Source organism: Geminisphaera colitermitum TAV2 (assembly GCF_000171235.2).
GTDB lineage: Bacteria > Verrucomicrobiota > Verrucomicrobiia > Opitutales > Opitutaceae > Geminisphaera > Geminisphaera colitermitum.
This window is the reverse complement of the sequence record NZ_ABEA03000176.1, coordinates 1-16,660: the sequence shown is the minus strand read 5'-3', so window position 1 is coordinate 16,660 and position 16,660 is coordinate 1. Positions and strand designations below refer to the sequence as shown.

The following is a 16,660-nucleotide window of genomic DNA, read 5'->3' as shown; positions in this document are numbered from 1 at the left end:
TCGAGGATGCACCTCGAATTTCCTGCAAATCCCGCCTCCATCCGGCACACCCGACATTGCATTCGACAACAATTATCTTTTCGCTCAACCCCCTTCCCTCCCTTTTCATGAAGACATCCCACTTCAAACGCAGGCTTGCATCCTATTTACACAAAATCTCCAAGTTCCTCCTCATCGCCTTGGGACTCATTCTTCTTGGGGTCATCTACTACCTGCTTGCGACCGCCGGCCCACGCCGCATCACGGATGACCTTCCCAAAACGGACAACGTCAACGACCCCGCCCTCACTGAGTTGAGCCAGCAAGTCGATGATTTGGAAAAACAATACCAGCAAGTTGCCGCCGCCGGACTCCAAACCCCCGAAGCACTCGCCGCGCTCGAAAACGCCGTCGAAAAACAACGCGAACTCGTCCGCCGCCTCCCCCTTTCCAGCTACGAACAAGCCAGCCGGCTCCGGCAACTCGAAATCAAGCGCGACTCCGCCCGCGCCAAAGACAGCCTCACCCGCATCGCGCAACTCGAACGCGAAGGCACCGCCGCCGCCGAGCGCGGAGACAGCACCCAGGCCCTCGCCGACCTCACTGAAGCCCTCCGCCTCCAGCGCGAGATCAACGGCACCCAAGCCGCCACCCAATATAAAAACTACCTCCGCGAAACCTCCCTCGCCACCGCCATAGCCGCCATTGAAGTCGCCCCCATCAACAAACAAAAAGAAGCGGCTCTCGAAAACTACCGCGCCGCCCTAAAGGAAAAACGCTGGCAGGACGCCCTCACCAGCCTCACCGCCGCCCGCGACCTCCAGGCCAAGATCAACTACGACTCTCCCCGCACCCGCTACACCGACATTCAGGCACTCGAAAAACTCGACGGCGAAATCGCCTCCCTCAACGCCACCGATGCCATCATCGAAGTGGAAAAACTCGAAAAAGCCGCCGCCGAAGCCGAACTCATTGCCGACTACCCCAAGGCTGCCGACCTCTATGCCCAGGCCGCCGCCCGCCAGCGCGAGATCAACACCGCCTACCCCCGCAGCCGTTTCGTGTCCTCGCCTCGCGTCGAAGAATTTGAAACCAAGCAACAAACCGCCCTCTCCCGCGACATCGATCACCAGCTCACCGCCCTCGAACCCACCATCGCCGAAGCCCTCTCCCGCCGCCACGTCGTCGTTGCCCAGGAACAACTCGCCACCGCCATCGCCCTCATCGAGAAACTCGAAACCGCCTACCCCCGCAGCCGCCTCCAGAACCCCGCGCGCAAGCTCAAACTCGCCTACCTCAACGTCAAGAAAGTCAGTCTCAGCGACCTCCAGGACGCCGTCTATACACGGATCGCCTTGGTTCCCGGTCTCGCCACCCTGCAATTTGGCAGCACCGAAGTAACGCAGCACCTCTATGAGCAGGTCATGAACACCAACCCCAGCCGCAACCGCGTCGCCGGAAGCACCCTCCCGGTCGAGTCTGTCAGTTGGAACGAAGCGATCGAATTCTGCTCACGACTCAGTTGGATCATGGGCGTGAAAGTGCGCCTCCCCACCGAAGCCGAATACCTGGCCGCGCTCAAAGGAGGTCCGGGCGGCATACGCGCCAAAGATTCCTCCCCGCCAAGCACCGGCGAGGCCGGCTCGCTCGCCTCCAACGATTACGGAATCCATGACCTTCTCGGCAACGTCGCCGAATGGCTGGCCTCCTCCGCCGACGACAAAGACGCCACGCACATCGGCGGCAGCTATCTCGACGCACCCGAGACTCTCACTCCCGCCGCGCCGCCCAAAGGCAGGCTCCCCAAAAACGAACGCTCCCGTCACATCGGATTTCGCATCGTGATCGATGCTCCCGCCATCACCGGCACGATCGCGGCAATCAAGGCGGCCAAGAAAGCCGCCGTCGAAATTGAGAATCACGACGAAACCGAGCTCGAACCATAGGAGAATGGACTCACGCAGGGCGCGGAGGGCACGGAGACGCGTGAGTGGTTTCACTTCCCCAGTGCCACGATGGTTTCAAACTCCTCGCGTGTCAGCGGCATCACCGACAACCGGCTCTGCCTGAGCAACGCGATGTCCGTCAGAGACGCCTCGGCCTTGATCGCCTCCAACGTCACCGGCTTCGCCAGCGCCTGCCCCGCCTCCAACTCCACCGCCAGCCAGCCCTCCCTGCCACCCGACCGCGCCTCGTCCGCATCCACCGTCGGGTCCGGAAACGCCGTCCGGCTCACCCGCGCCGTGCCCAGCACCGCCTTGGTCGAGACGCTCGCGTAGAACAACACCCGGTCCCCCTCGCGCATTGCCTTCAGATTGTTGCGCGCCTGGAAATTGCGCACCCCGTCCCATGTCGTGCGCCCATCGCGGACAAACGTCTCCCACGCATAGGATTCCGGTTCCTGTTTCACCAGCCAGTATTGGATTTTGCTCATAAATGGAGAGTGGGTTGAATAACCATGGGGAGGTTCTGAAAATTCATTTTTGCACAGAAGATAACCAAGAAAACGAAGATAAAGACAGGAAGCATAATGTGTTTTAGGGAAGTCCTAAAGATTGAGAAATTACACAGAGGACGCTGAGATTGCACAGAGTTTGGGGAGGTCAAAACGACGCATGCACATTTTTTAGAAACCCCACTTTCCATTATTAGGCAATAGACTGGGGAATTTTTTGAGACGTCAGCAGTCTTTGTTCCCTCACTGCTCTCTGTGTTCCCTCTGCGTCCTCTGTTTAATTTCAGAAGCTCCCTTTAATTTATTTATCTTCAATAGATTGTTAAAAACAAAAGTTCCATCTCGATTGGTTGTCTTCGTTGTCTTCGTTACCTTCTGTGCAATTTTTAGAACCTCCCCATGATTTGATTACGAAACGGCACTCTCACCCGGACTCTCGTCACAAATCAAGTTGTCCCACTATTTGACAGCGCTTCCCGCCGCCCTAGTTTTCGCGCTTCATTAAAATTCCGAGCCGATCTCATCCAAATCCACCGATGCCCTACACCGAAGACCGCACCGCCTGGTTCCAAGGCCAGGGCCTCTGGCAGCACATTCCCGCCTCCGAATGGCAAACCTGGACCTGGCAACTCCGCAACCGTCTCACCCGGCTCGAAGACCTTGAGCGCTACATGACGCTCACCCCCGACGAACGCGCAGGCGTCCTCTTCGCCGGCAACAAACTCTCGCTCGCGATCACCCCCTATTTTTTCAACCTCATCGACCGCGACAACCCCGCCGACCCCCTCCGCCTCCAAGTCATCCCCCGCGCCGGCGAAAGCCAGCTCCACGCCGAAGAAATGCTCGACTCGCTCGGCGAAGACGAACACTCCCCCGTCCCCGGCCTCGTTCACCGCTACCCCGACCGCGTCCTCTTCCTCGTCACCGACCGCTGCGCCAGCTACTGCCGCTACTGCACCCGCAGCCGCCTCGTATCCAACGCTCAGGACTACAACTTCCACCCCGAATACGAACAAGGACTCCGTTACATCGAATCACATTCCGAAGTCCGCGACGTCCTCCTCTCCGGCGGCGACCCCCTCCTCCTCTCCGACCGCAAGCTCGACCACCTCCTCGGACGCCTCCGCGCCATCCCTCACGTTGAGTTCATTCGCATCGGCTCGCGCATCCCTGTCTTCATGCCCCAGCGCATCACGCCCGAACTCTGCGAAGTTTTTAAGAAGCACGGCCCCATCTGGATGAGCATTCACGTCAACCACCCCCACGAATGCACCGAAGAACTGCGCGCCGCCTGCGAACGCCTCTCCTATGCCGGCGTCCCCCTCGGCAACCAGAGCGTCCTCCTTCGCGGCGTCAACGACGACCCCGACACCATGCGTGCCCTCGTCCACCGCCTCCTCCGCATGAGAGTGCGCCCCTATTACCTTTACCAGATGGACCTCATCACCGGCGGCTCGCACTTCAAAGTCGATGTCCGCCGCGGCCTCGAAATCATCAAAAACCTGCGCGGCCACACCACTGGGTATGCGATTCCCCAATACGTCATCGACGCCCCCGGCGGCGGCGGCAAAGTGCCGATGAACCCTGACTACGTGGAAAAAATCACCGACGACGAAGTGATCTTCCGCAACTACGAGGGGCACACCTACCGCTACCCGCTGACCTCCACGCCCGTCCCCGGCAAAACGCCCGCAGACCTCGTGACGAGTTAAAAGATCTCACGCGGAGACGCGGGATAAATTAGAGCGTGTAGTCACGAGATTGAAGCCCAGAGAATGGCACACCTGAATTGGACGGCAGCGAGGAAAGAGGAGGCTCGTTTTGCGTATCGGGTTGCGATGCCGCGCCATTGCTTGAGTCGTAGGAATGCATTTTCTACCAGATGCCTGATCCGATAAAGATAAGGGTCATATTCGCGTTGTTCTATGCGATTGGTCTTTGGAGGAATCTGCGGGCAGATGCCTGCGGCCTGCGCCATTTCGATGATGGCGTTGGTGTCATATCCCTTGTCGGCGATCAGATGGTCTGCGGCAATGCCTTCAATCAACCTGCCAGCCTGTGTGCAATCAGCCGTGGAACCCGCTGTAACAATGACTCGCACCGGCATACCATGCGCATCCACGGCCAAATGTAGTTTGGTGTTTCGCCCCCTTTTGTCAGACCGATCGCCTCGTTTCCACCTCTGGCTCCCGCCGCATGCGGATGGATTTTGACATGACTGGCATCAATCATCAGCCACTCAAAATCGGGCTCGTTCATCAGTTCCGACAACAGGCGCTCCCAATGCCCCTTGTCTCTCCAGCGACAAAAACGCCTGTGCGTGTTGCTCCACCCTCCGTAATCCTCTGGAAGATCCCTCCAAGGCGCACCAGTGCGTAAAATCCACAGAACCGCGTTGAGGAACTTGCGGTTGTCCTCCGCCACCCCTCCCCACGCTCCTTTCCTTCCAGGTAGCAGCGGCTCCAGAACGCTCCAAACTCGGTCCGAAATGTCGTGACGGTGTTGATCTTTCGCCATGCTGACATTCTCCATCACAAAAAAACTCAGTCAATCTTATCTCGTGACTACACGCTCTAGAAGTTAGGAATTAAAAATTAAGAAAACGATCCAGCAAACCACCTCCGCGCATCGACTGCCAAAGGCCTGCGTCCCCACTTTCTAATTCCTAATTTCTACTTCCTAATTCCCCCCCCCCCCTGTTCCATTCCGACATTGGATGTTGGATGTTCGACGTTCGGCGAAGCCGCCGCCCCGCCTACAACTCAGCCGTTGCCTCGATCATCTCGCGCGAAGGCCGGGCGATGCCCCGCTTGCCCTGCGTGAAAAACTCAAGAAAACTCCGCGCCTCACGCGAACGCGCATCTCCCAGCAACGCCAGCGCCACCTCGCGGATGTTGCCCTGCGTGTAATACACGGCGCGAAACGCATCCTTCATCTCGCGCACCACCTCGGCTGCCACCCCCCGACGGCGCAGCCCCACCAAGTTGAGACCGATCACCTCATTGCGCTCGGCCACCATGACGCACGGAGGGATGTCGAGCGCGATCCGCGCCCCGCCTGCCACCATCGCCCCCTCCCCCACCCTGCCAAATTGATGCAACCCCGCCCCCCCCCCGATGAACACATGATCCTCCACGTGGATATGCCCGGCCAGCAGCACCGAATTGGCCAGAATCACATGATTGCCGATCACACAATCGTGCGCCACGTGTGCATCCGCCATGATCAGGCAATGGGAGCCAATCACCGTATGCCCCCCCTCCCGCGTGGCGCTGTTAATCGTCACATGCTCGCGGACCGTCGTGTCGTCACCAATCCGCACGCCCGACTTCACCGACGGATCAAACTTCAAATCCTGCGGTTCCCCCCCGATCACCGCGTAAGGATGCACCGTGACGCGTGCCCCCAGAACCACGCCGCGGCGCAGGATCACGCCTTCGCGGATATTACAGTTCTCACCGAGGACAACGCCGTCCTCAACAATGGCAGTCGGGTGTATCATGATTGGGAAAAAGGAAAAAACGCCCGCCAGCAGAGCCCGCCCGTCCGCGTCAGGCGAGGAGGAAAATGGAGCTTGAAGATTGTCCCGCGCATTGCCGCCATGGTCCCTCACACTGATTGCATCCATCCAAACAATAACCCGCAACCCACCTCCAGCATATGGCCGGCGTAGGCAAACTCCTCAAACAAGCACAGAAAATGCAGCGTCAAATCGAGACGCTCCAAACCGAGATCGGATCCAAGGAATTCGACATCACCAGCGGCGGCGGCGCCGTGCAGGTCAAGATCAACGGCTCCGGCCAGTTCCTCTCGCTCAAGATTGATCCCGAATTTTTGAAAGAAGACGCCACCGTCGTCTCCGACACCCTCCTTGCCGCCATCCAAGACGCCGCCCGTCAGGCCAAGGACTACAGCGAAGCCGAAATGGGCAAAGTCACCTCCGGCTTCGCCATGCCTGGGCTGTTCTAAAAAACAAGGAGGGCGGGTCTCCCGACCCGCCAGACGCGGCGCAGCCGCGCCCATCCGACTCCCGGAAGCGCGAGGCCCGCCCTCCCGCCTCCGCCCCTTTTTGCAGTCGCACCCATGACCACCTACGAACGCTTGCAGCAGCAACTCAAGCAACTCCCCGGCCTCGGCTACCGGTCGGCGGAACGCATTGCCCTGCACCTCCTCGTGGAAAAACCCGCCCGCCTCCCCGCGCTCGTGCAAGCCCTGGAAGACGCCGCCCGCACCGTGCGCCGCTGCACCCGCTGCGGCAACCTCGCTGAAACCGACCTCTGCCCCCTCTGCGCCGACCCCACGCGCGACCCCGCCATCGTGTGCGTCGTCGAGCACGTCCCCGACCTCGTCGCCATGGAACGCTCCGCCGCCTACCGCGGCCACTACCACGTCCTCCACGGCAAACTCTCCCCCATCAACGGCGTCGGCCCCGACGACCTCAACTACGCCCCCCTCGCCGACCGCGTGCAACGCGGAGACATTCACGAACTCATCCTCGCCCTCTCCAACGACGTCGAAGGCGAAGCCACCTGCCACTTCCTCACGCAACAACTCACCACCCTCCAGCCCGCGCTCAAAATCACTCGCATCGGCTTCGGCCTTCCCAGCGGCGCCGGCGTTCTCTACGCCGACTCCGTCACCCTCAAAAGCGCCCTCGAAGCCCGCACCTCCTACAAGTGAAGGTATCCACCCACGCATGACATCCTCCCAAGAAATCGCCCGCCGCCGCACCTTTGCCATCATCTCGCACCCCGACGCCGGCAAGACCACCCTCACCGAAAAATTCCTCCTCTACGGCAACGCCATTCACCTCGCCGGCACCGTCACCGCGCGCAAAAACCAACGCGCCACCACCTCCGACTGGATGGAACTCGAAAAACAACGCGGCATCTCCGTCTCCAGCACCGTCCTCCAATTCGATTACCAAGGCTACGCCGTCAACCTCCTCGACACCCCCGGCCACAAAGACTTCTCGGAAGACACCTACCGCGTCCTCACCGCCGTCGATGCCGCCCTCATGGTCATCGACGCCGGCAAAGGCATCGAACCCCAGACCCGCAAACTCTTCGAAGTCTGCCGCCGCCGCGGCGTGCCCATCATGACCTTCATCAACAAGTGCGACCGCCCCACGCTCAACCCCATCGACCTCATCGACGAACTCGAACGCGTTCTCGGCCTCTCCCCCTGCCCCCTCACCTGGCCCCTCGGCAACGGCCCCTCCTTCCGCGGCGTTTACGACCGCCGCAGCAAGCAAGTCCACCTCTTCGAACGCGTCCCCAACGGTGCCTATCAAGCCCCCGTCCAAGTCACCGGCCTCGACGACCCCGCCGTGCGCGCCAAACTCGACGACCACACCTACGCCGAAGCCGCCGAACAAATCGAAATGCTCGACGGCGCCAGCGCCCCCTTTGACCTCGCCGCCATCCACGCCGGCAAACAAACCCCCGTCTTCTTCGGCTCCGCCATCAACAACTTCGGCGTCGGCCTCCTCCTCGAAGGCTTCTTAAAAAACTCCATCCCCCCGACCACGCGCCGCTCCGTCACTGTATCCGTTCCCGGACTACCCACCCCGACCGACGCCCGCGAAATCCCCGTCACCCACGACAAATTTTCCGGCTTCGTCTTCAAGATCCAAGCCAACATGGACCCCAAGCACCGCGACCGCATTGCCTTCATTCGCGTATGCTCCGGCAAGTTCACGCGCGACATGGTTGTCACCCACCAACGCACCGGCAAAAACGTCCGCCTCTCCTCCTCGCACAAGCTCTTCGGTCAGGACCGCGAAACCGTTGATGAAGCCTGGCCCGGCGACGTCATTGGCCTCGTTGGCCACAGCGAATTTGGTATTGGCGACACCCTTACAGAAGACCGCAGCATTGCTTACGACGAAATCCCCCGCTTCCCCTCCGAAGTCTTCGCCTACATCAGCAACCCCGTTTCAGCCGACGCCAAAAAATACCGCGCCGGACTCGAACAACTCTTGCAAGAAGGCGTTGTTCAATCCTTCCAACCCCGCAACGCCCCCCCCGGCTCCACGCTCCTTGCGGCGGTTGGTCCCCTGCAGTTCGAAGTCGTGCAGTACCGCCTCAAAAGCGAATACAACGCCGACTCCCGCCTCGAAACCACCCCATGGACGATGATGCGCTGGATCGAACCGCATCCCGCCCTTGAAAACCCCAACGCCATCATCGTGGCGAGCGGAGTGAGTTTCGGCGTCGATAAATTCGACCATCCCATCGTCCTCTTCCCCAACGACTGGAGCATGCATTATTTTGTGGAGAAGAACCCCGAACTCATCCTCCACGAAATGCCCATCGAGCAAACCCGCTGAGTCCGGCGCGGCAGCGCCTGGGACCGCCGGCATCCTGCCGGCACGTGGCGCGGGTTTTTTCTGCCAAACGCCCGCATTCCGATGTAGCGCAGGCGTCCCGCCTGCCATCTTGTCTATAGCGCGAAGCGCGGTGACTTTTATGGAGTGCGGCGCTTCGCGCAGCAGGCTGGATTGCGGGCGGGACGCCCGCGCCACTTCGAACCGGCGGGAGGATGCCGCCGCTCCCTGCCGACTCCTGCGTAATATCAGTTACTTCAACTTCACGCGCAGCACCGCTGTCTCGCCGCCGCGACTGGTGAGGAGCACAAATTCGCCGCGGCTCGTGTCGGCCTCGATTGCCGCCAGTTTCTCGACCGCCTCGGCGTAAGTTTTGATGACCACCCCGTCCACTTCCTGTATCCAGTCATCGGGACGCAGCCCGGCGGTGGCCGTGAGGCCGTTGTTTTTTACAAAATAGGCGATCACCCCACGCTGTTCCGCACGTTTGATCCGGCGCACCACGCCGTCGCCAAACACAAACTCGCGCACCGTCAGCCCCAGCCGCTCAAAATATTTCCGCTCCGCCTCGCGTTGCAGCTTCGGCTCCTCGCCCAGCGTCACGATTAACTCCACGCGCTCCGTGCCGCGCAACACCGTCACGGGAACCTTCTCGCCGGGCGTGCGACGCGCCACCTCGCGGTCAATGTAGGATACCACCACGCTGTCGGGTTTGAAACGTGGCAGAGGTTTGCCGTCCAGCGCCACGATGATGTCGCGGTCCTTCATTCCCGCCGCTTCCGCCGGTCCGCCGTCGAGCACTTCGCTCACCACGCAACCCGACTGGTTGTCCAACTTGAGAAAGGCCGCCACCTCCGGGTCCATCGGCTGCAATCCATAGACGCCCAACGTCGGAATCGGCCTGCCGTCCACCGATGCCGGCACGCGCCCCAGTTTGGGCAGCACGTCGGCCGCGAGTTGAAACACCGCCGTTTCCTCCACGTTCATCAGCATGACGGGACTGCCGCGCTCGGTGCGCGAAAATTGCAAATACGTGGCCCCGAAGCCCCCGATCCCCAGTCCTGCAAAATGCCCCTCGCGGTCAAACACCGGCAACCCCGGTGCCGTGACCTCGGACAACGCAATCGCCGTGCGATCCGGCAGCGACTGGATCAACGACACGTGCCCCGCCAGAAAATACGGCAAAAAGTCCTCGTCCTTGCCCCGCAACCCGATCCCCCAAAACTCCTCACCCGCCGCCGGTTCCGCGCCCGCCGCCGCCTTGGCGACGAACGCCGTGACCGGCGTTAGTTGCGCGCGCAGCTTCTCCTCCACCCGCACGAAATGCCACCCGCTCAACGGGTCCTGTCCCAAGTATTCGCCCTTGGCGTAGTTGTTGGTGGAACGGCCCGGCAGATAGACGCGGAAGTCTTTGAGTTGCGAGGGCGAGGTGCGCATATTGATGACTTGCGAAGGCAGCACGATCGTGCCCGCCGCCGCATCGACGACCACGCCATTGGCGATCGTGGGGCGCCGGTCCAGTTCCGTCTCGGTAAAAAACTCCACCGCCACGAGCGCCCGCGTGCGCTCCTGCAACAACGCCGGCAACGTCGGCAAAGCCCCCCCCTCCCCCCCCGCCTGAGCGGACACAACAGGCCGGGCAACCAGCGCACTCAACATCAACAGGACGGCTAAGGAAAATCTCATGCCCGACACGCAAACCACTCTCCCCGAAAAGGCGAGAACTTGCCCTTCCGGCGCAACTACGCATAGTCCGCTCCACTACCACACGAACCAGCACCTACCACACCCGCCGACACACGCCTCCCGCCCGGCCCCGCCCGCGCGTCCGCGCAAACCGCGCCGCGCGGGAACTTCCCTCCGGGATCAGCGCCCAAGCCGCCGCCCATGCGAAAAGTTCTCCTCATCGACGATGACCGCCTGCAATCACGCGTGATTGCGCAAATGTTCACCGCCTTCCGCCGCGAACGATTTGTCGTCGAATGGGCACCCGACTACGAAAGCGGCCTGACCCGCCTGCTCAGCGGCGAATTTGCCGCCTGCCTCCTCGACTACCAACTCGGCCCCCGCGACGGCCTCGCCCTGCTGCGCGAAGCCATGGCGCGCGGCTGCCCCACGCCCATCGTGTTTCTCACCGCCGAAACCTCCGCCCGCGTCGATGCCGAGGCGCTCGACTCCGGCGCACTCGACTACCTCGTGAAAGGCGAAATCAACCCCGCCGCCCTCGAACGCTCCCTCCGCTACGCGCTGCGTCTGGGCGACACGCTCGCGCAACTGCGCCTCCGTGCCACGCACGACACACTCACCGGGCTCAACAACCGGCACGAATTTGAACGACTCCTCGCCGACGAACTCGAACGCGCCCGCCTCCTCGGACACCCGCTCTCGCTCGTCATGTGCGACATTGACCACTTCAAGACGATCAACGACACCCGCGGTCACGCCGCGGGCGACGCCGTGCTCCGGGAAGTCGCCTCCCGCCTGCGCTCCGCCCTGCGCGCCTCCGACCGCATCGGACGCTTCGGGGGCGAGGAATTTGCCGTGTTACTCGCCGGGGCCGACCAGGAAGCCGCCCGGCACATCGCCGTCCGCATGGTGGCCGCCGTGGCCGCGTCGCCCATCACGCCCGCCCCCTTTCCAGGACTTTCCGTCACCATCAGCGCGGGCGTCGCCGGGCTGCGCCGCCCGCAACCCGAAAACACGGTGGCCGCGCTTTTTGCCGCCGCCGACCAGGCACTCTATGCCGCCAAGCACGCCGGGCGCAACCGCGTGGTCCTCGCCCCCGCCGGCGCTCTCGTCGCGGCGTAAACCTCAACCGCCGCCCACCGCCGCCATCTGATCGAGCGGAATCTCCACCGTGACCAGTGCGCCCCGGTCCGGTCGCGACTCGATGGAAAACACGCCGCCCATCAAAAACGCCCGCTCCTGCATCGTGCGCAACCCGTAACGCGGACGGCCTGTACGCTGGATCGCCGGGTCGAAACCACGACCATCGTCCCGCACCGTGAAAACAAACTTGCCGCGCTCGCAGTGCATCTCGACCTCGATGGATTTCGCCCCGCCGTGCGTCACCGCGTTGGCGAGCGACTCCTGCAACACGCGAAACAAATGTTCGCGCACCCGGATCGGCAGCACCGGCAGCCTGTCGCCATCGAGCAACTCGACATTCACATGATGCCGCCCGGCAAACTCCTCGCAATGGTCGCGCACGATGCCGGCAAAATCGCTGCGATCAATCGTCTCCGGGCGCAGCCCCGTGATATTCTGCCGCAACTCGTCGAGCGCCTCGTCCAGTTCCTTCGTTAACGGCAGCAACGCCTTCGCCGACACCGAGCCGTCCCCCCCCCCCCCCCCCCCTCGGAGCGCTCCGGACGCCTGCGCTTCAAAGGCGAGCAGTTTAATGCGAATGATGACCGCCTGCACCGTCTGGCACACGCTGTCGTGCAAGTCACGGGCGAGCCTGCGCCGTTCCGCTTCCTGCGCATCGAGCACACGCGTGGAGACGCCGCGCAGTTCATTCTCGGCGCGCCGGTGGTCGAAGAGGCCCGCCGCCGTTATCAGGCTGGTGACGATCACGTCGATCATCAGGCAGTGGGCAAAGATGATCGGCCCGTTGGTCGAATCCGCCGGCGAACCGAGCGCCCACGTGATTTGCGCCGTGATCGACACCAGGTAAAACAACCCATTGGCCACGATGCTCAACGCCACACCATTGCGCAGCGCGATCATGATGCTGGCGGAAAACATCAGGAACAACGCCGGCACGCTCGGACTGCCGTGCAAATCCCCGGTGAAGACAAACCACGCGCCCACCAGATGCCCCACCGCATAAACCACAAACTCCGGCAACCTGCGCCGGTCCGCGCGCGCCTCCACCGAGAACGGCATCAGCACCAGCATCACAAACACGATCACGCTGCTCATCTCGCCCAGCCACCAGATCAACGTTTTTTGCCACAATTCAGGATGCACGAACGGCGAGCCGTGCAGGATCATCACTCCCAGCAACGAAGACGGCAATGCCACCAAAATCCCCCCCACCCCGCCCACCACAATGTAAGAGCGGACATTGGGCCGCAATTGAGGGTTGGGATGGATGCGCCGGATGGCCCACAATCCGACCCCCGCCTGACACATGAAAAGCGGAGCCAGCAACCAGGCTAACGATGGCGGATGAAAGCACGCGAGAGCCAGCAAGCTGCCCAGTCCCATCCAAGGCAGACGACGGTATCCGAGCAGTGCCACCAGCGCGAGCGAGCATCCTGTTTCCGGCCAGAATACATCCTCCCAACCCGCCCCATGATTGCTCGTGTAAAGAATGCGCCCCAGCCAGAGCCCGGCAAAGGTGCTGACGAACGTGGCCGCCGTTGCCGTCAGATTGGCGAGCCAGTTGCCGGAACGCGTCGTGGGCAATAACGAGGGGCGGAGTCCGCGGGTGGGCATGGGGGAGGGAGAAGAGGGAGAATTAAAAATTAAGGGAACTTCTAAAAATTACACAGAGGACACACAGAGTTTGGGGAGGCCTGTCCGGTGGAAGGACATTTTCCTCGCGAATGAATGTCTCTGTAATTCATTTATTATAAATAAAATAACATTTTTTTACGGAAAAAGGAGCAAAGTCGTTTTGTCCTCCCTAAACTCTGTGCCTTCTCTGTGATCTCTGTGTAAGTTCTGATTTTTAGAACCTCCCTTAAGAATTAAGAATGGGCGGCTTCGCCGTCATTTCAGTGGGCAGGGGATCGGTTGGTTTGAAATTCTTAATTTTTAATTATTAATTCTTAATTTTTCCCGCCGATCCCCGTTCAGGTGGTGGATCGATGGTGAAAGGCGGGGTTGTATCGAAGTTGCCCAAGCCGGAGCGCATCGCCTCGCGCACCAATTCCGTCGCCTTGGTGACGTTGAGTTTTTGCATGATCCGGCTGCGGTGCGTCTCCACGGTTTTGGAGCTGATGGCCAGACGGCGGCTGATCTCCTTGTTACTCAGGCCCGCCGAGATGCCTTCGAGCACATCCTTCTCGCGCGGGGACAAGGTGGCCGCGCACGCCGGCTCGTATGGGGGCAGCCCCTTGCTCGTCAAGGTGTTCTCGCCCTCGTGTACGCGGTGGATGATATCCACGAGATCCTCGAACGCGTCGCTCTTCAGAACGAAGGCATTGGCACCGACGGAAAACGCCTCGTGCACCGTGAGGCGCGTACGGTGCATGGTGAGCATGATGATCCGGGTGAGAAGCCCCGCGTCCTTGATCTGCTGGATCAGATCGAGCCCGGTGACGCCCGGCATACTGAGATCAGCGACGACGATGTCGGGGTTGTGCTGCTTAACCAATTCGAACGCCTCCTTGGCGCTCTGGGCCTTGGCAACCAGGGTGATGTCCGGCGTGGCACGAAGCAACGAGGCGATACCTTCAAGCATCAATTGATGATCATCAACGATGATGACTGAGATGGGTTGCATAGAGTGGTGATGATTTTCCGTGAGTTGTGCGTTGGGCTACGTGACGACCAAAAAAAACGCAGATGGTCAAGTGGCGTGATCAAGTGAAACGGGCTAATCAAAACGCGAATCCAGTGGATCGCAACTGCAACTTTTTTGTCTTTTCGGTCATTGCATGTCAAAGAAAACCAGCACGTTCCAAACAGCCAGTTACATTTAAGGTTTTTCCTTACTATCCTAGGGGCGGGAAATTTGTTATCGTGCCGATTCCTTGGGCCCGCATCCGATGGTCTGCACCGTGCGCAAGCCCTGCGAAACCAAAGTGAAACCACACGAACAACCCAATCCGTTGACCAAAGCCAAACCACCGCCGCTGCCCGCCGCAACGGCTGCCCGCAGGCTCATGCCCGCGCTCCTCCCACGCGACTTAAAATCGCGGGATCGCGCAAAACCCTTCCCGGCAAATTGAGCCCGGCCCGGGCCGGCAACAAATCGTCTCTCGTCAACACACCTTCAACTCGTTCAAAATCGTTTTTTCCATGTCAGACCAATCCCTTGATTCCTTTCTCGCTCGCATCCGCCAGCGCGACCCTATCCAGCCTGAATTTCATCAGGCCGTGGAAGAGTTCTTCCGCAGCCTCTGGCCCTTCCTGGCCAAAAACCCCAAATATGCCAAAGCCGGCATCCTAGACCGCATCGTGGAACCCGAGCGCGTCATCATGTTCCGCGTGCCCTGGGTGGACGACGCCGGCAACGTCCGCGTCAACCGCGGCTACCGCATCCAGATGAGCAGCGCCATCGGCCCCTACAAAGGCGGCATCCGCTTCCATCCCTCGGTCAACCTCGGCATCCTCAAATTCCTCGCCTTCGAGCAGGTTTTCAAAAACTCGCTCACCACGCTGCCCATGGGCGGCGGCAAGGGCGGCTCGGACTTCGACCCCAAGGGCAAGACCGAACAAGAAGTCATGCGCTTCTGCCAGTCGTTCATGACCGAACTCTACCGCCACATCGGCGCAGATTGCGACGTGCCCGCCGGCGACATCGGCGTGGGCGGACGCGAAGTCGGCTACATGTTTGGCCAGTACAAGCGCATCACCAACCAGTTCACCTCCGTGCTCACGGGCAAGGGCCTCGCCTTTGGCGGCAGCCTCATCCGCCCCGAAGCCACCGGCTACGGCTGCGTTTACTTCGCGCAGGAGATGATGCAGCTCGCCAAGATCGGCGGCTTCGAAGGCAAACGCGTCACCATCTCCGGCTCCGGCAACGTTGCCCAGTACGCCGCCGAGAAAGTCATCGAATTCGGCGGACGCGTCGTCTCGTTCTCCGACTCCAACGGCACTGTTGAGATCCCCGACGGCATGACCGACGAGCAGCTCAAGGAAGTCATGGACCTCAAGAACAACCGCCGCGGCCGCATCCAATCCTTCGCCGAGCACTACAAGCTCCCCTACCACGCCGACAAGCGCCCCTGGGCCATCAAGTGCGACATCGCCCTCCCCTGCGCCACGCAGAACGAAGTCGATGTCGAAGACGCCAAGTCCCTTGTCCAAAACGGCTGCCGCTGCGTCGCCGAAGGCGCCAACATGCCCTCCACGCTGGAAGCCGCGGACGTGTTCATCGCCAACAAAGTCCTCTACGGACCCGGCAAGGCCGCCAACGCCGGCGGTGTCGCCACCAGCGGACTCGAAATGAGCCAGAACGCCATGCGCCTCTCATGGAACCGCGGCGAAGTCGATGACCGCCTCCACGCCATCATGCAGAACATCCACCACGTCTGCGTTGAGCACGGCAGCGAGAAGGACGGCTTCGTCAACTACATCAACGGCTCCAACATCGGCGGCTTCGTCAAAGTCGCCGACGCCATGATCGCCCAAGGCATCGTCTAACACATAACAACAAAACAACCCCGGAGGCACGGCGCACGCCCCCCCCCCCCGTGCCTCCGAGGTTAATCCACACGATTCCAGACATCAGAAACACCGCACAAACATTTAACGCTTAACATTTAACACTCAATGAGAACACCCCGCCCGAAATTAAATGTTAAATGTTAAACGTTAAGTGTTAAACGTTCTCCGTCATCACCCAGACATCTCCCCCCCCCCCCCGACGACAACCCGACCGTGGCTCCCGACTCAACAGACTACCGCATAAAACTCCCCGTCTTCGAGGGCCCGCTCGATCTCCTCCTCTTCCTCATCCGGAAAAACGAGATCGACATCTACGACATCCCCATCGAGTCGGTCACCCGCCAGTACATCGACGTCCTCCACTCCATGAAGGAACTCGACCTCGACATTGCCGGCGAATTTTTCGTCATGGCCGCCTCCCTTATGGAGATCAAGAGCCGCATGCTCCTCCCCCGCGGCCAGGCCGCCGCCGGCCCCGAGGACGAAGACGACGCCCTCGACCCCCGCTGGGAACTCGTCCACCAACTCCTCCAGTATAAAAAATTCAAGGAAGC

At 60.9% G+C, this 16,660-nt stretch carries 13 protein-coding genes and 1 pseudogene; 8 read left to right on the top strand and 6 right to left on the bottom strand.

The features are described from left to right. Window positions 1-107 precede the first annotated feature (107 nt). Window positions 108-1,925: an SUMF1/EgtB/PvdO family nonheme iron enzyme gene (locus OBACDRAFT_RS20040; RefSeq protein ID WP_081722221.1), complete on the top strand. Its 1,818-nt coding sequence runs from the start codon at window positions 108-110 to the stop codon at window positions 1,923-1,925. A 50-nt stretch (window positions 1,926-1,975) separates the two neighbouring features. Here the strand turns inward: OBACDRAFT_RS20040 and OBACDRAFT_RS20035 are convergent, their stop codons facing one another. Beyond that, window positions 1,976-2,413, bottom strand: coding sequence for an EVE domain-containing protein (locus tag OBACDRAFT_RS20035; protein ID WP_081722220.1), 438 nt, complete (start codon window positions 2,411-2,413; stop codon window positions 1,976-1,978). Between the two features lie 557 nt (window positions 2,414-2,970). On the opposite strand from OBACDRAFT_RS20035, the gene OBACDRAFT_RS20030 reads away from it, so the two are divergent. Beyond that, window positions 2,971-4,146: a KamA family radical SAM protein gene (locus OBACDRAFT_RS20030; RefSeq protein WP_043588701.1), complete on the top strand. Its 1,176-nt coding sequence runs from the start codon at window positions 2,971-2,973 to the stop codon at window positions 4,144-4,146. Window positions 4,147-4,187: 41 nt separating this feature from the next. Here OBACDRAFT_RS20030 and OBACDRAFT_RS27005 read toward each other — a convergent pair. Both OBACDRAFT_RS27005 and lpxA read right to left on the bottom strand, forming a co-directional pair. Then, window positions 4,188-4,951: pseudogene (locus OBACDRAFT_RS27005) on the bottom strand (IS5 family transposase). A gap of 238 nt (window positions 4,952-5,189) precedes the next feature. Further along, a complete protein-coding gene (gene lpxA, locus OBACDRAFT_RS20015) occupies window positions 5,190-5,936 on the bottom strand; it encodes an acyl-ACP--UDP-N-acetylglucosamine O-acyltransferase (protein ID WP_043588772.1) in 747 nt (248 codons plus the stop codon). A gap of 158 nt (window positions 5,937-6,094) precedes the next feature. Between lpxA and OBACDRAFT_RS20010 the strand changes: the two genes are divergently transcribed. The 3 genes from OBACDRAFT_RS20010 (at window position 6,095) to OBACDRAFT_RS20000 (ending at window position 8,765) form a co-directional block, all read left to right on the top strand. Then, a complete protein-coding gene (locus OBACDRAFT_RS20010) occupies window positions 6,095-6,403 on the top strand; it encodes a YbaB/EbfC family nucleoid-associated protein (RefSeq protein ID WP_043588699.1) in 309 nt (102 codons plus the stop codon). A gap of 114 nt (window positions 6,404-6,517) precedes the next feature. After that, on the top strand, window positions 6,518-7,114 hold the full coding sequence (recR, locus tag OBACDRAFT_RS20005) for a recombination mediator RecR (RefSeq protein ID WP_043588697.1): 597 nt from the start codon (window positions 6,518-6,520) through the stop codon (window positions 7,112-7,114). Between the two features lie 16 nt (window positions 7,115-7,130). After that, entirely contained in the window at window positions 7,131-8,765 is a 1,635-nt protein-coding gene (locus tag OBACDRAFT_RS20000; protein ID WP_043588695.1) for a peptide chain release factor 3, read from the top strand. A gap of 249 nt (window positions 8,766-9,014) precedes the next feature. Here OBACDRAFT_RS20000 and OBACDRAFT_RS19995 read toward each other — a convergent pair whose 3' ends face one another. Further along, window positions 9,015-10,448: a PDZ domain-containing protein gene (locus OBACDRAFT_RS19995; RefSeq protein WP_232767436.1), complete on the bottom strand. Its 1,434-nt coding sequence runs from the start codon at window positions 10,446-10,448 to the stop codon at window positions 9,015-9,017. Between the two features lie 201 nt (window positions 10,449-10,649). Here OBACDRAFT_RS19995 and OBACDRAFT_RS19990 point away from each other — a divergent pair, with 201 nt between their 5' ends. After that, window positions 10,650-11,570, top strand: a complete 921-nt coding sequence (locus tag OBACDRAFT_RS19990; RefSeq protein ID WP_052362294.1) for a GGDEF domain-containing protein — start codon at window positions 10,650-10,652, stop codon at window positions 11,568-11,570. Between the two features lie 3 nt (window positions 11,571-11,573). Here OBACDRAFT_RS19990 and OBACDRAFT_RS19985 read toward each other — a convergent pair whose 3' ends face one another. Together OBACDRAFT_RS19985 and OBACDRAFT_RS19980 are read right to left on the bottom strand one after the other, a co-directional pair. Further along, the gene (locus tag OBACDRAFT_RS19985; protein WP_043588694.1) at window positions 11,574-13,205 is read right to left on the bottom strand and encodes a sensor histidine kinase; all 1,632 of its coding nucleotides are present in this window, start codon (window positions 13,203-13,205) and stop codon (window positions 11,574-11,576) included. Between the two features lie 328 nt (window positions 13,206-13,533). Continuing rightward, window positions 13,534-14,217, bottom strand: coding sequence for a response regulator (locus OBACDRAFT_RS19980; protein ID WP_043588692.1), 684 nt, complete (start codon window positions 14,215-14,217; stop codon window positions 13,534-13,536). A 518-nt stretch (window positions 14,218-14,735) separates the two neighbouring features. Between OBACDRAFT_RS19980 and gdhA the strand changes: the two genes are divergently transcribed. Beyond that, window positions 14,736-16,082 carry an NADP-specific glutamate dehydrogenase gene (gene gdhA / locus OBACDRAFT_RS19970; protein ID WP_043588689.1) on the top strand — a complete coding sequence of 449 codons (1,347 nt, stop codon included), beginning with the start codon at window positions 14,736-14,738 and terminating at the stop codon, window positions 16,080-16,082. 237 nt (window positions 16,083-16,319) lie between these two features. Further along, window positions 16,320-16,660 (top strand): segregation and condensation protein A (locus OBACDRAFT_RS19965; protein WP_043588769.1); only part of this gene is annotated, 341 nt, incomplete at its 3' end.

Excerpts from the sequence above, each read along its gene's own strand:
- OBACDRAFT_RS20040 (WP_081722221.1), top strand. The coding sequence starts at position 108 with ATGAAGACATCCCACTTCAAACGCAGGCTTGCATCCTATTTACACAAA.
- OBACDRAFT_RS20035 (WP_081722220.1), bottom strand. The coding sequence starts at position 2,413 with ATGAGCAAAATCCAATACTGGCTGGTGAAACAGGAACCGGAATCCTAT.
- OBACDRAFT_RS20030 (WP_043588701.1), top strand. The coding sequence starts at position 2,971 with ATGCCCTACACCGAAGACCGCACCGCCTGGTTCCAAGGCCAGGGCCTC.
- lpxA (WP_043588772.1), bottom strand. The coding sequence starts at position 5,936 with ATGATACACCCGACTGCCATTGTTGAGGACGGCGTTGTCCTCGGTGAG.
- OBACDRAFT_RS20010 (WP_043588699.1), top strand. The coding sequence starts at position 6,095 with ATGGCCGGCGTAGGCAAACTCCTCAAACAAGCACAGAAAATGCAGCGT.
- recR (WP_043588697.1), top strand. The coding sequence starts at position 6,518 with ATGACCACCTACGAACGCTTGCAGCAGCAACTCAAGCAACTCCCCGGC.
- OBACDRAFT_RS20000 (WP_043588695.1), top strand. The coding sequence starts at position 7,131 with ATGACATCCTCCCAAGAAATCGCCCGCCGCCGCACCTTTGCCATCATC.
- OBACDRAFT_RS19995 (WP_232767436.1), bottom strand. The coding sequence starts at position 10,448 with ATGAGATTTTCCTTAGCCGTCCTGTTGATGTTGAGTGCGCTGGTTGCC.
- OBACDRAFT_RS19990 (WP_052362294.1), top strand. The coding sequence starts at position 10,650 with ATGCGAAAAGTTCTCCTCATCGACGATGACCGCCTGCAATCACGCGTG.
- OBACDRAFT_RS19985 (WP_043588694.1), bottom strand. The coding sequence starts at position 13,205 with ATGCCCACCCGCGGACTCCGCCCCTCGTTATTGCCCACGACGCGTTCC.
- OBACDRAFT_RS19980 (WP_043588692.1), bottom strand. The coding sequence starts at position 14,217 with ATGCAACCCATCTCAGTCATCATCGTTGATGATCATCAATTGATGCTT.
- gdhA (WP_043588689.1), top strand. The coding sequence starts at position 14,736 with ATGTCAGACCAATCCCTTGATTCCTTTCTCGCTCGCATCCGCCAGCGC.